Consider the following 14,360-nt stretch of genomic DNA (forward strand, 5'->3'; position numbering starts at 1 on the left):
CAGGTGCAACATCTCCGTTTCCCGCCCGTGATGTCAGGCGGCATACGGGGGCGCTCCAGCCCGCCGCACAGGCCCCCGTACCTCGGAGGAATCTTGGAACCGACCCTTGTGCACCCTCTGGTGTTCACTTAACCTCGCAGCAACATCGAAGCGCTTCGACTACGGATTGCCGTTGCACTGGTCGGAGGACCGCTTCAGCTCAGCCGGTCTCACTCGAGTCACTCAGGACACCGCAGCCGACGGCTCCACCGCCGGGTGTCCTGGTGCGCCATGAAGGGTTGACGCAATGACGCCGAACGCCGCTTCCGCCTCCTCCGGGCCGAGCCGGAGAAGCTTCCTCGCCTCGACGGCGGTCGCCACCGCCGCGGTGACGGGCGGGATCCCGCTGCTTGCCGCCTGCGGGGGCTCGGGCGGCGGCGAGCGCGAGGGAACCACGTCGGGCAAGGCCGCGGACAAGCTGCTCCCGACGTTCGTCGCGAGCACGGTCGCCAGGCCGGACCTGCCGTCGAAGAACGGTTCCTCCGCCGGCTACACCGGCAAGGTCGACCTCACGGCCCTCACCGCCTCGGTCCCGAAGAAGCTCGCCACCGGCGCCTCCTTCAAGATCATGTCCCCGTTCTGGGGCTCCCCGCCGAAGGCCGACTGCGCCTACTACACGGCACTCGACGCCGCGGCGGGCACCAAGATCACCTGGCAGAACCAGGACGGCAACACCTACGGCCAGAAGCTGGGCGCCGTCCTCGCCTCCAGCTCCATCCCCGACATGGTGGTCGTGCCCGGCTGGGAACTGGTCGGCAAGATCCCGAACGCCGTCACCGCGAAGTTCATGGACCTCGGCCCCTACCTGGCGGGCGACAAGGTCAAGAAGTACCCGAACCTGGCGGCGATCCCCTCCGACTCCTGGCGCATGGGCATCTTCGGCGGCGCGCTGCGCGGCATCCCGATGCCGGCCGCCTCCGCGTCCTTCATCGTGCCGTACTACCGCAAGGACATCTTCGACAAGAAGGGCTACTCCGTACCCAAGTCGCCCGACGAGTTCCTCAGCTGGGCCAAGGAGGCCACCAGCGCCAAGGCCAAGGTGTGGGCCTGCGGGGACATGTCCTGGAGCGCCTTCAACATCTTCGGTGTCCGCACCTCCGGGCCGCTCGGCTGGAACATCGGGTCCGACGGCAAGCTGACCTACCGCTCCGAGCAGCCCGAGTACCTCGAGGCCCTGGCGTGGACCCGCAAACTGTTCGACGCCGGCGTGGTCCACCCCGACGACAAGGCGCGCTCGGGCGACGCGGGCAACCGGTTCACCGCCGGGCAGATCCTGGTCTACAACAACGACATGTCCCACTGGTACGGGAAGACCTCCGAGCAGGCCGCGTCCAACCCGGACTTCCAGATCGAGGGCATGGACATCTTCGGCGCGGACGGCGGCGACCCGACACTGTGGGCGGCCCAGCCCGCCAACATCTGGTCGATGATCCGCAAGGGCGCCTCGAAGGCGACGGTCGAGAACGCGCTGGCCGCCGCCGACTTCTCGGCCGCGCCCTACGGCACCAAGGAGCGGATGCTCGTCGACTACGGTGTCGAGGGCACCCACTACACGGTCAAGGACGGCATCCCGGTCAAGAACGACCTGGGCAACTCCGAGGTGGCCAACGCCTGGGTGATGCTGTCCGCACCGGCCTCCTACCTGGCCCACCCCGACTTCCCTGACGTCGCCCGCAAGCAGGTCGAGTGGCAGCAGCGGATGGGCGCCTTCATGAAGAAGACGTCCACGTACGGCATGAACATCGTCGAGCCCACCCGCTGGGCGAACCTCTCCAGCCAGTTCGAGCAGCTGGAGATCGACTACGTGCGCGGCAACCGCAAACTGTCGGACGTCCAGGCCGCCATCTCCACCTGGAAGTCCTCCGGCGGCGACAAGCTGCGCGACTGGTACCAGCAGCTCATCGACAAGAACGGCAGCGGCAACTGATGTCTCTCACGGCCGGGAGCAGGCCCGACGGGACTCGTTCTCCCGCGGCCGTCGAGGAACCGACGGCCGCGGTCGCCGCAGCGGTGGCGACGGAACGGGTGCCGGGCAAGGCGCGCAAAGCGGGCAGGGCGGGCAAGGCGGGAAAGGTTCCCTGGCGGGTCCGGCTGCGCCGCGACCGCGCGCTCATCCTGATGACGCTGCCCGTCATCCTCCTGCTCCTCCTCTTCAACTACGTCCCGCTGCTCGGCAACGTCGTCGCCTTCCAGGACTACGACCCCTACGTCTCCAGCAACGGCATCACGGCGATCTTCCACAGTCCGTGGGTGGGCGTGGAGCAGTTCTCACGGATGGTCGACGACCCGCTGTTCTGGGGCGCCGCGAAGAACACCATCCTGCTGTTCGTGCTCCAACTGGTGCTGTTCTTCCCGATCCCCATCGCCCTCGCGCTGGTCATCAACAGCGTGATCCGGCCCCGGGTCCGGGCCGTGGCGCAGGCGATCATGTATCTGCCGCACTTCTTCTCGTGGGTCCTCGTGGTCACCGTCTTCCAGCAGATCTTCGGCGGCGCGGGCATCATCGCCCAGACCCTGGAGGACCACGGGTGGAGCGGGTTCGACCTGATGACCAACGCGGACCTCTTCAAGTACCTGGTCACCGCGCAGGCCGTCTGGAAGGACGCCGGCTGGGGGATCATCGTTTTCCTCGCCGCGCTGGCCGCCGTCAGCACCGACCTGTACGAGGCCGCCGCCATGGACGGCGCGGGACGCTGGCGCCGCATGTGGCACGTGACGCTGCCCGCGCTGCGCCCGGTGATCGCGCTGCTGCTCGTCCTGCGGGTGGGCGACGCCCTGAGCGTCGGATTCGAGCAGTTCCTGCTCCAGCGGGACGCGGTCGGTGTGGGAGTCAGCGAGGTCCTCGACACCTACGTGTGGAACATGGGCATCCAGAACGGCGACTTCAGCTATGCCGCCGCGGTCGGCCTGGTCAAGGGAGCCATCGGAGTGTGTCTCGTCCTGGGCGCGAACAAGTTCGCGCACCTGCTCGGCGAGCAGGGGGTGTACAAGAAGTGAGCCTCAACACGCAGCTCGTCCGCAGTCTCCAGGCCCCTGCCCGCCCCGCGTGGGAGGAGGAGCCCAACAAGGCCGGAATCACCGTCAAGAGCGTATTCCTCGCGCTCTGCTGTCTGGCGGTGCTCGGCCCGCTGTGGATCGTGATCGTCACCAGCCTCTCCCCGAAGCCGGTGATCGACCGGGTCGGCGGTCTCGTCGTGATCCCCCAGGGCATCACCTTCGTCAACTACACGGAGCTGCTCAGCGGCGGCCAGGTCAGCCGGGCGATCACGATCTCGGTCGGTGTCACGCTCTTCGGCACACTGTTCTCGATGGCGGTGTCGGTGCTCGCGGCCTACGGGCTGTCCCGGCCCGGCAGCATGGGGCACCGGTTCTTCCTGCTCGTCATGATGGCGACCATGTTCTTCGGGGCCGGCCTCATCCCGACGTACCTTCTGGTGCAGTCGCTGGGGCTCACCGACACCTATCTGTCGCTGATCCTGCCCAGTGCGGTCAGCGTCTTCAACATCCTCGTCCTGCGGGCCTTCTTCATGGGGATCTCGCCCGAACTCACCGAGTCCGCGCGGATCGACGGGGCGGGGGAACTGCGGATCCTGCTGACCATCATCATGCCGCTGTCCCGGGCGGTGCTGGCCGTGATCTCCCTGTTCTACGCGGTCGGGTACTGGAGTGCCTGGTTCAACGCGTCCATCTATCTCAGCGACCAGGACATGATGCCGTTGCAGAACGTGCTCATCCAACTGGTCCAGAAGAACACCGCGTCGCCCACGGGGCTGCAACAGGCGGTCCGTACCGGGCAGTTGTCGGCGCTTGGGCTGCAGATGGCCGTGATGGTCCTCGCGTTGATCCCCGTCGCGGTGGCGTCGCCGTTCGTGCAGCGGCACTTCAAGAAGGGCATGCTGACCGGCGCGGTCAAGGGCTGACGTCCAGGTTCGCTGTACGGGGTGCCTCTTGCGGTCTGGTGGCGACTGCGGGGCCGATGTGGTTGATCGCGCCCACGCGGCGGAGCCGCAGATCAGATACAGCCCCGCGCCCCTTTGGGGGCGCGTCTCCTCCCCCTCTCTTTGCAGATCGAGGTAAGTCATGTCTTCGTCCCGTCCGAGTAGACGTGCCGTTCTGGCCGGTACCGCTGCCGTTGCCGCTGTCTCCGCCGTGTCCCTGTCCGGTACGGCGGCCCACGCGGCCTCCGCCGCGGCGGCCCCCGCCTATCGCTGGCGCACCGCCGTCATCGGCGGCACCGGGTTCGTCACCGGGGTGCTGTTCCATCCCTCCGTACGAGGGCTCGCCTACGCCCGTACCGACATCGGGGGCGCCTACCGGTGGGACGAGCGGGCCGCGCGGTGGACCGCGCTCACCGATCACCTCGGGTGGGACGACTGGAACCTCCTCGGGGTGGAGGCGATCGCCGTCGATCCCGCGCACCCCGATCGCGTGTACCTCTCCCTCGGGACCTACGCCCAGTCGTGGGCCGGGAACGGCGCGGTTCTGCGGTCCGAGAACCGGGGGGCGACCTGGGCCCGTACCGACCTGACCGTGAAACTCGGGGCCAACGAGGACGGGCGGGGCGCCGGTGAGCGGCTGCTCGTCGACCCGCGGGACAGCGACACCCTGTGGCTGGGAACGAGGCACGACGGACTCCTCAAGTCCACCGACCGGGGCGCTACCTGGGCACCCGCGAGCACCTTCCCGGCCACCCCGAGCCCGAGCGGCCAGGGCGTCGTCTTCCTGGTCGCGGCCGGCCGTACCGTCTACGCCGGCTGGGGCGACGGCGACGGCAAGGGCACCGCCGGTACGGCCAACCTGTACCGCACCTCCGACGGCACGACCTGGGAAGCCGTGCCCGGGCAGCCCGTCGGCGCCACCTCCGCCAAGGTCCCGATCCGCGCCGCCTACGACAAGCACACCCGGGACCTGTACGTGACGTACGCCGACGCGCCCGGGCCCAATGGCCAGTCGGACGGCAGTGTGCACAAGCTGCGCACGACAACCGGCAGTTGGACGGACGTGTCCCCGGTCAAGCCCGGCGGGACCACCGCGGACGGCTCCCCCGACACCTTCGCCTACGGCGGGGTCGCCGTCGACGCCTGCCGGGCCGGCACCCTCGTCGTCTCCACCAACAACCGCTGGGCCGACATCGACACGGTGTTCCGCTCCACGGACGGTGGCCGCAACTGGACGTCCCTCAAGGACCACGCCGTGTTCGACGTGTCCGAGACCCCCTACCTCAGGTGGGGCAACGACAAGCCGAAGTTCGGCTGGTGGATCCAGGCCCTCGCGCTCGACCCGTACGACTCCCGGCATATCCTGTACGGGACCGGCGCGACCCTCTACGGCACTCGCGACCTCAAGCACTGGGCCCCGCAGATCCGCGGCCTGGAGGAGACGTCCGTGCGCCACCTGATCTCGCCCCCGACCGGGGAGGCGCACCTGCTCAGCGGGCTCGGGGACATCGGCGTGATGTACCACGAGCGGCTCACGGCGTCCCCGTCGCGCGGCATGGCGTCCAACCCCGTGTTCTCCTCGGCGACGGGACTGGCACAGGCCGCCGCCAAGCCGTCGTACGTCGTCCGGTCGGGGTGGGGCGACAACGGCAACGGAGCGTTCTCCCGCGACGGCGGGCGGAGCTGGGCGCCCTTCGCCGCCCAGCCCGCCATCGCCAAGGACGCACCGGGGCCGATCGCCACCAACGCCGACGGCAGCGTGCTGCTGTGGACCTTCGTGCACTGGGACGGCACGAAGTACCCGGCCCAGCGCTCCACGGACAACGGCACGACCTGGACCGAGGTCTCCTCCGTCCCGAAGGGCGCCACGCCGGTCGCGGACCCGGCCGACCCGACACGCTTCTACGCGTACGACACCGGCACGGGAACGCTGTACGCCAGCACCGACAGCGGCCTCACGTTCACCGCCCGGGCGAGCGGACTGCCCTCCGGTGACAGCCAGTTCGCGCTGGTCGCGGCGCCGGGAAGGTCCGGTGACCTGTGGCTGAGCGTCAAATGGAACGGGCTGTACCGGTCCACCGACGGGGGTGCCACCTTCGCCAAGGTCGCCAGCTGCTGGGCGTCGTACACGCTCGGCTTCGGCAGGGCGGCCGAGGGCGCCGCCTATCCGGCGGTCTACCTGGTCGGTTCCACCGAGACCATCACCGCCGTCTACCGCTCCGACGACGAGGCGAAGACCTGGACGCGGATCAACGACGACGCCCATCAGTGGGGCTGGACCGGCGCGACGATCACCGGCGACCCGCGGATCCACGGCCGTGTCTACGTCGCCACCAACGGGCGGGGTATCCAGTACGGGGAGCCCGTCTGATGCCGGGGCTCGGTGACGCCACCCGGGGGCGGATCCTCTTCGGCGGCGACTACAACCCGGAGCAATGGCCCGAGGAGACCTGGCCCGAGGACGTCCGGCTGATGAAGGACGCCGGCGTCAACTCCGTGACGCTGGGCGTCTTCTCCTGGGCGAAGCTCGAACCCCGCCCGGGAGCCAGGGAGTTCGGCTGGCTGGACCGGCTGATGGACCTGATGTACGAGAACGGCATCGGCGTTGTCCTGGCCACGCCCACCTCCTCGCCGCCGCCCTGGATGGGCCGGCTGCACCCGGAGACCCTGCCCGTCGCCGAGGACGGGCGGATCGAGTGGTGGGGCGGACGCCAGCACTTCGCGCACTCCAGTGCCGCCTACCGCCGCTACGCCGCCGCCATCACCGAGGACCTGGCCGCCCGTTACGGCGACCATCCCGCCCTCACCATGTGGCACATCAACAACGAGTACTGCACCTACGACTGGGGCGACGAGTCGGCCGCCGCGTTCCGCCGCTGGCTCCAGGACAGGTACGGCACCCTGGACGCCCTCAACACCGCCTGGGGAACGGCGTTCTGGAGCCAGGGGTACGGCGACTGGTACGAGATCCTGCCGCCGCGCCTCCCGCACTACATGCGCAACCCCACCCAGGTGCTCGACTTCAAACGCTTCACCTCCGACGCGCTCCTGGAGTGCTACCTCGCGGAACGCGACATCGTCCGCAGCCACTCCCCGCACCTGCCGGTCACCACCAACTTCATGCCTATGTGGGTGGGGCAGGACGCCTGGCGCTGGGTCCAGGAGGAGGACGTCGTCTCGGTCGACATCTACCCCGACCCGCGCGACCCGTTCGGTGCCCAACAGGGCGCGCTGATCCAGGACATGACGCGTTCGCAGGCACGCGGCCCGTGGATGCTGATGGAGCAGGCGGCCGGCCCGGTCAACTGGCGGGGTGTCAACCACCCCAAGCCGCGCGGCCTCAACCGCCTCTGGTCGCTCCAGGCGGTCGCGCGCGGCGCCGACGCCGTCTGCTACTTCCAGTGGCGCCAGTCCCGGCAGGGCGCCGAGAAGTTCCACTCCGGCATGGTCAGTCACGCGGGTGAACACGGCCGGACCTTCCAGGAGGTCAAGCAACTCGGCGCCGAACTCGCCGCCATCAGCGCTGAGGTGACGGACAGTCACACTCCCGGCGAGATCGCGGTTCTCCATGACTGGCACGCCTGGTGGGGCGGCGCCCAGGACGGGCGGCTCTCCTCCGAGGTGGACTACCCGCAGATCGTACGGGCCTGGCACCGCGCCCTCTGGGAAGCGCACCTCGCGACGGACTTCGCCCACCCCGAGCACGATCTGTCGGCCTACCGGCTCGTCGTCGTACCGCAGTTGTACCTGCTGACGGACGCGGCGATCGACAACCTCGTGGCGTACGCACACGGCGGCGGCACCCTCGTCTGCGGTTTCCTGACCGGAGTCGCCGACGAGGACGACCGGGTACGGCCCGGCGGCATGGACGCCCGGCTGCGCGAACTGTTCGGACTGGGCACCCTGCACGAGTGGTGGCCGCTGGACGCGGGCGAGACCGTCGAAGTGGACGGCTTCCAAGGGCACTTGTGGTCCGAGGAGCTGGAGGCCGACGGTGCCGACGAGGTCACCCCGTACAAGGGCGGCGAACTCGACGGGCTCCCGGCGGTGCTGCGCAAGGGCCGAGCCTGGTACGTCTCCACGCTCCCCGAGTCCGACGCGCTGCGGGACCTCCTCGCCAGGATCGGCGCCGACGCGGGCGTCCGACCGGTGCTGGACGCGCTGCCCGCCGGGGTCGAGGCGGTCCGGCGCGGTGAGCTGCTCTTCCTGCTCAACCACGGCTCCGATCCGGTGACCGTCCAAGTGCCCGGCGTCCACCGGGACCTGCTGACCGGGGGCATCGTCATGGACGAGGTCCCGCTGAGCCGATACGGAGTGGCGGTGCTGAAGCCATGACAACCGACGGACCCGTACACGGACCCGCCCACGGGCCTGTCCACGGAACCTGGGAACCCCGCCCCGCCGCCCGCTGGGAGGACGGATATCTCAGCGGCAACGGTCGCCATGGCGCCCTGGTCTTCGGCGACCCGGAAAACGACCGAGTCGTCGTCACGCACCACACCCTCGTCCGCCCGAACGGCGGCGAGCACGCACGGCCGCCGGAGCTGGCGGACCAACTCGCCTCCCTCCAGGACCGGTTGCTGGCCGGGGACACCACGGCCGCCGAGAGCTTCACCGACGGGCGGGAGCTGCAGTGGGTGCAGCCCTTCCACCCGGCGTTCCAGGTGCGGCTGCGCGGCGGAGCACCGGCGGGGGAGGGGCGTGACTACCGGCGGTCCGTCGACTTCACCACCGGCGTCACCGATGCCGGGTGCGAGGGCTGGCGCAGCCGGGTCTTCGTGTCCCGCGCGGACGACGTCATCGTCCAGTACGTCACCGCCGATGCCGATGCCGATGCCGATGCCGATGCCGATGCCGGTGTCGGTGTCGGTGTCGCCGGCGGTCCCGGTCTCACCCTCGACATCGACCTCGACCACCGACTCCCGGGCGCTCCTTCGGGGTTGGGCGTCGGCCAGAGCGTGGTACGCACCCCCGAGGGCGCCCTGCTCACCCTCCGCGCCCGCTACCCGGACAGCGACCGCGCGTACACCGGCGTGACCCTCGTCGTTCCCACGGGCGGCGGTACGACCCTGACCCCGCCCGGAGCCCGTGTCGAGGGCGCGGAGTCCGTGCTGCTGCTGACCCGCGTCGTCCGGCACGTCGGTGAACTGGACACGGCGGACCACGCCCGCGCCCTGCGGGAACTGCTGCCGGACGAGGATGGCGAACCGGGTTCGGCAGCGCGGACGTACAGCTCTCTCCTAGCCCGTCATACCTCCCTCCACAGCACCGCCTACGACCGCGTCACCCTCGACCTCGCCGCCGACGAGACCGAACGTGCCCTGCCTGGCAGCGAGTTGCTCACCCGTGCCAAGAGTCCCGCCCTCCTGGAGCGACTCTTCGCCGCCGGCCGCTACCACCTGCTCTCCGCCGGCGGAATGTTCCCGCCCCGTCTGGTCGGCCTGTGGACCGGTGACTGGGACACCGCCTGGTCCGGGGCGTTCACCACCGACGCCAACCTGAACCTCCAGATCGCGTCCGCAGCGGCCGGAGCGCTCCCCGAGGTCACCGAGGCCCACGCCTCCCTGATCCACGGTCAGGTGGACGACTGGCGGGAGAACGCCCGCGCGGTCTTCGGCGCCCGGGGCGTGGCCGCGCCCGCACACACCGACGGAGAGTCCGGGCTGATGTACCACTTCAGCCGCGAGTACCCGCTCCACCTGTGGACCGCCGGTGCCGACTGGCTGCTCAAGCCGCTCGTCGACCATGACGACACCGAGGGGGTCCGCGACCCCCGCACGACCGCCCTGCTCGCCGAAGTCGCCCTGTTCTACGAGGACTTCCTCACCCGCACCGACGCCGACGGCCATCTCGTCGTCGTCCCGTCCTACTCGCCCGAGAACCGTCCCGCCAACGCGAGCTGGGGCACCGTCAACGCCGCCATGGACCTCTCGGCGGCCAGGCACGCCCTGCTCACAGCCGCCGACCACCACCCCGACGACCCCGAACGGGCCGACCGTTGGCGGGCGTTGGCCGACCGGCTCCCGCCGCACAGGGTCAACGCCGACGGCGCGCTCGCCGAATGGGCGTGGCCCGGCCTCGACGACACCTACGACCACCGGCACCTCAGCCATCTCTACGGTGTCTGGCCCCTCGACGAGATCAACCCGTACGACACCCCCGACCTCGCCGCCGCCGCGTACCGTGCCCTCCAACTCAGGGGCGCCGAGAACGACTCGGCCCACGGGCACCTGCACCACGCGTTGATCGCGGCCCGCCTCCGCGACGGCGAACGGGTCACCCACGCCCTCGGCCAGGTGCTCGACGGCGACTTCTTCCACGCCTCCCTGATGAGCGCCCACTACCCGGGACGGGACGTCTACAACGCGGACGCGGCCCACACCCTGCCCGCCGTGCTCATCGAGGCGCTCATCCAGTCCACCCCCGACCGGCTGGTCCTCCTGCCCGCGCTCCCGGCTACCTGCCCCACCGGCCGACTCCGGGGCGTACGCACGAGGTTCGGCGCGGAGGTCGACCTCGACTGGGGACCGGGGCGGGGCCGGGCCGTCGTACGCCCCACCCGCAGCCACCGGATCGACCTCAGGACTTCCGCCGGCGCACGAACGCTCGATCTCGTCGCCGGAGAAGACCACGTCCTCGACCTGAGGCCGCGGTAACCGCCGAGGAACAGCGCGACAGAGAACAGCACACACCCCCCAAGCCCCCCACCCCCACCCGCATTTCCCCCCACCCATGGAAGGAACCCCCATGGCAACACGCACCCGCACGCTGAGCCGGATCACCAAGGTTCTGCTGGCCCCCGCTCTCGGGCTCGGCGCCACCGTCGGTCTCGCCTCCGCCCCCGCCTCGGCGGCTGTCTGGAGCTCCTGCGACCAGTGGGGCAACACCTCGCTGAACGGCTACACCCTCTACAACAACATCTGGGGCTCCGGCGCCGGCAGCCAGTGCATCTGGGCCAACTCCGGTACCAACTGGGGAGTCAACGCCAACCACCCCAACACCGGCGGCATCAAGTCCTACCCCAACTCCAAGAAGGTGATCAACAAGTCGATCACCTCGCTCGGTTCGCTCTCCAGCAGCTACAACGTCTCGGTCCCGTCGTCCGGCGCTTACAACACGTCGTACGACATCTGGGACACCGACTACGACTACGAGATCATGCTCTGGGTCAACAAGACCGGAGCCGTCGGGCCGCTCGGCACCTCGCAGGGCAACGTGACACTGGGCGGGCACAGTTGGACCGTCTACAAGGGCAGCAACGGCGCGAACCAGGTCTTCTCGTTCATCCGCACATCGAACTCGTCGTCCGGCACGGTCAACGTCCTGCCGATCCTCAAGTGGATCAAGGACACCAAGGGCTGGTTCGGCAACGAGACCATCGGTGACGTGCAGTTCGGGTTCGAGATCACCTCGTCCTCCGGCGGCCTGAACTTCACCACCAACAACCTGACGGTCAGCAGCAGCTGACGCGGGTAGCCAGGTAGCCAGGTAGCCAGGCAGAAGGGCCGGGGCCGGTCGCGCCGTTCAGGCGCGGTCGACCTCGGCCCGCAGGGCGTTGTAGTCGGCGAACGCCGTATCGACATCGGCGCGGGTCAGGCCGTACCGGGCCAGGTCGTAGCGGTGGGGGCGGGTGCCCTTGGGGCGGGCGGCGACCTCGGGGAGCCGGGCGGCGTCGGCGTCGGTCCAGCGGGCGCCGACGGCGGCGTAGAGCTTGGGGGCGCCCGTCGCGGGGTCGGACCCGAGCCAGGAGTAGGGCACGTCCACCAGGGACTCACGCGGGACGGCGGCCCGGCAGGCGAGGCCGCGGTTCACGGAGCGGCTCAGGAGCTCCAGCCAGGTGGCGCCGAGGCCGGGCAGGTCCAGGGGGCGCAGGGTGATCGCCATGCCGGCCTCGATGAGGCTGCAGAACGAGGCCACAACGGCCGCCGGATCGCGGTGCGTCCAGACGATCGTGGCGTCCGGGAAGACCCGGAGCAGGGCATCCAGATTCCCGGTGTGCAGTGGGGACTTGAGGATCCAGCGGCGGCGCGGACGGCCGTACTGGAGCACCTGGTAGACCTGCTTGAGGTACGCGTAGTCGGGGACGAAGTCCCGCTCGTCGAGGGCTGCTCGGTACGCGGGGATGCGGGCCTGGGACAGCGGCATGATCGTGTGCGGGAGGGCGAAGGTGCACTCGTCCGGGCCCTCGGCGGTCATCGGGTGGATGTCGCGGTAGCGCGGGGCGAACAGGTTGATGCCGCCGACCATCAGGCGCGCGGACCGGATCGCCTTCCGCCGTTGCTCGGGCGTGCGGTCCAGGTCGGGGGTCAGCAATTCCCACAACCTGGGACATCGGTGCTCTTCCGAGAGGGACAGCACACCGTGGGTGAGAGTGGTGGCGGTGCGCGGCAGGCCCACCACGAACACCGGTTTGTCGATGGGTTCTTGGGCGATCTGGGGGTGTTCGCCGATCAGCCCCCGGATCCGGGCCCGGCTGGTGAGATGCCTGCGGACATGCCCCTGCGCGGACATCCAGCCGACCGGGGTGAGGTTCTCGTCCCGCGCCCAGTCGCTCAGCAGGGCACGGAATCCGTCGACGAACTCCTCGTCACCGGGCGCCTGTCCGACGTCGGCGACCAGTCGGTCGAAGGCATGGCCGGGGGTACGGCGGGAGCGGTGGGCCGGCCGGAGCAGCAGGTCGGCCAGCTGGAGAGCGAGCGGAGATGAGGACACGGGTGGAACACCCTTCGATGGGGGAGTGGCGCTGGACGGGTGGTCATTACCCAGCCAACTGCCCTTTGCCGCATCGGAGTTCGCAGGAAACCCAGGTTTAACAGCGGTCGGCCCTCCGCTCGAAGGGCAGGCCGGGGCCGGCCGTGCGTTCAGACGCGGTCGACTTCGGCCCGCAGGGTGTTGTAGTCGGCGAAGGCCGAGTCGACATCCGCGCGGGTCAGTCCGTAGCGGGCCAGGTCGTAGCGGTGCGGGCGGCTGCCTCTGAGGTGGGTCGCGACCTCGGGGAGCCGGGCGGGGTCGGCGTCGGTCCAGCGGGCGCCGACGGCGGCGTAGAGCTTGGGGGCGCCCGCGGCGGGGTCTGAGCCGAGCCAGGAATAGGGCACGTCCACCACCGCATCGCGGGGCATGTCCGCCCGGGCCGCTAGTCCGCGTCGCACGGACCGGCTGAGCAGGTCGAGCCAGGTGGCGCCCAGGGCGTGCAGGTCGACTGTGCGCCGGGAGATGACCATGCCGCACTCGACCAGGCTGCAGAACGAGGCGACGGCGGTCACCGGGTCACGGTGGGTCCACACGAGCGTGGCGTCGGGGAACACGGAGAGCAGGGCGTCGAGATTCCCGGTGTGCATAGGGGACTTGAGGATCCAGCGACGCTGCGGCCGACCGTACTGGAGCACCTGGAAGCACTCCTTGAGGTGACGGTAGTCGGGGACGAAGTCCCGCCCGAACTGCTGGGCGTGGTACTCGGGCAGCCGGGCCTGGGACAGCGGCACCAGGGCATGCGGCAGGAGGAAGGTGCACTCCTCGGGGCCCTCGGCGGTCATGGGGTGGATCTCGCGGAAGCGCGGGCTGAGCAGATAGGTGCCGTTGAGCGTCCGGCGCGCGGTCGTGACCGCCTTCTGCCGCTCGCGGGGCGACGGTTCGAGGCCGGGGGCGAGCAACTCCCACAGGCGGGGGCAGCGGTGCTCGTCGGAGAGGGACAGCACGCCGTGGGTGAGAGTGGTGGCGGTGCGCGGGAGACCCACCACGAACACCGGCTTCTCGACGGGCTCCTGAGTGATGGCAGGGTGCTCGGCGATCAGCCGCCGGACCCGGGCCCGGTTGGTGAGATGCCGGCGGACGTGGGCCTGCGCGGACTGCCAGCCGACCGGAGACAGCTCCTCGTCGGCCGCCCACTCGGCGAGCAGCGGCCGGAAGCCCTCGACGAACCACTCGTCCCCGTCCACCCGCCCCGCCTTGCCGGCGATCCGGTCGAACACCCGGTCCGGATCGCGCCGGGAACCCAACGAGGGCCGCAGTAACAGGTTGGCCAGCGACAGAGGGAGGGGAGTGCCAGACACGAGACGAGGTTCCTTTCCACGGGGACAGCAGGACAGGTGCGCCGAACCAGTGTGCAAAAAGCGCAAGTTGACAAACTCACCGCCCCCACCCCAAAGGGCTGCGGGGACCGGCGCAACAAGCCACGACAAGCCCGCACCGCCCCCTGAACCGAACAGTCCCTCCGATATCCCGGCCGCTGGCCACTACTCGGTGGTCGGGAGAACGCCCCTATAGGGGCGCGGGGAACGGCGCGACAAGCCACAACGAACCCGCACCGGCCCTCGAACCGAACCGCCCCTCCCATGGGCCGGCCGCCGGTCTCTACGTGCCGATCGGGAGACCGCCCCGAGGGGC

9 protein-coding genes are annotated in these 14,360 nt (G+C 70.0%); 7 read left to right on the plus strand and 2 right to left on the minus strand.

Going from position 1 to position 14,360, the window contains the following annotated elements; genetic code table 11:
• Positions 1-286 precede the first annotated feature (286 nt).
• The 7 genes from G3I56_RS23295 to G3I56_RS23325 all read left to right on the plus strand — a co-directional run bounded on the left by G3I56_RS23295 (position 287) and on the right by G3I56_RS23325 (position 11,444).
• A complete protein-coding gene (locus G3I56_RS23295) occupies positions 287-1,966 on the plus strand; it encodes an extracellular solute-binding protein (RefSeq protein WP_164412009.1) in 1,680 nt (559 codons plus the stop codon).
• Positions 1,966-3,036 (plus strand): ABC transporter permease subunit, encoded by a 1,071-nt coding sequence (locus G3I56_RS23300; protein WP_164412011.1) that lies wholly within the window; start codon positions 1,966-1,968, stop codon positions 3,034-3,036. The genes G3I56_RS23295 and G3I56_RS23300 overlap by 1 nt, the downstream gene beginning before the upstream one ends.
• Positions 3,033-3,959, plus strand: coding sequence for a carbohydrate ABC transporter permease (locus G3I56_RS23305; protein ID WP_164412013.1), 927 nt, complete (start codon positions 3,033-3,035; stop codon positions 3,957-3,959). Before G3I56_RS23300 ends, G3I56_RS23305 begins: the two co-directional genes overlap by 4 nt.
• A gap of 160 nt (positions 3,960-4,119) precedes the next feature.
• A complete protein-coding gene (locus tag G3I56_RS23310; RefSeq protein WP_164412015.1) occupies positions 4,120-6,348 on the plus strand; it encodes a sialidase family protein in 2,229 nt (742 codons plus the stop codon).
• Positions 6,348-8,312 (plus strand): beta-galactosidase, encoded by a 1,965-nt coding sequence (locus tag G3I56_RS23315; RefSeq protein WP_164412017.1) that lies wholly within the window; start codon positions 6,348-6,350, stop codon positions 8,310-8,312. Before G3I56_RS23310 ends, G3I56_RS23315 begins: the two co-directional genes overlap by 1 nt.
• Complete coding sequence (locus G3I56_RS23320) at positions 8,309-10,633, plus strand: glycoside hydrolase N-terminal domain-containing protein (protein ID WP_164412019.1); 2,325 nt, start codon at positions 8,309-8,311, stop codon at positions 10,631-10,633. Before G3I56_RS23315 ends, G3I56_RS23320 begins: the two co-directional genes overlap by 4 nt.
• Positions 10,634-10,724: 91 nt before the next feature.
• Positions 10,725-11,444 carry a hypothetical protein gene (locus G3I56_RS23325; protein WP_164412021.1) on the plus strand — a complete coding sequence of 240 codons (720 nt, stop codon included), beginning with the start codon at positions 10,725-10,727 and terminating at the stop codon, positions 11,442-11,444.
• 57 nt (positions 11,445-11,501) lie between these two features.
• Here the strand turns inward: G3I56_RS23325 and G3I56_RS23330 are convergent, their stop codons facing one another.
• Both G3I56_RS23330 and G3I56_RS23335 read right to left on the minus strand, forming a co-directional pair.
• Positions 11,502-12,689 (minus strand): sulfotransferase, encoded by a 1,188-nt coding sequence (locus G3I56_RS23330; protein ID WP_164412023.1) that lies wholly within the window; start codon positions 12,687-12,689, stop codon positions 11,502-11,504.
• Positions 12,690-12,838: 149 nt separating this feature from the next.
• Complete coding sequence (locus tag G3I56_RS23335; RefSeq protein WP_164412025.1) at positions 12,839-14,026, minus strand: sulfotransferase; 1,188 nt, start codon at positions 14,024-14,026, stop codon at positions 12,839-12,841.
• Positions 14,027-14,360: the final 334 nt, after the last annotated feature.

Origin of the sequence: Streptomyces sp. SID12488 (genome assembly GCF_010548275.1) — a bacterium.
Lineage (GTDB): Bacteria > Actinomycetota > Actinomycetes > Streptomycetales > Streptomycetaceae > Streptomyces.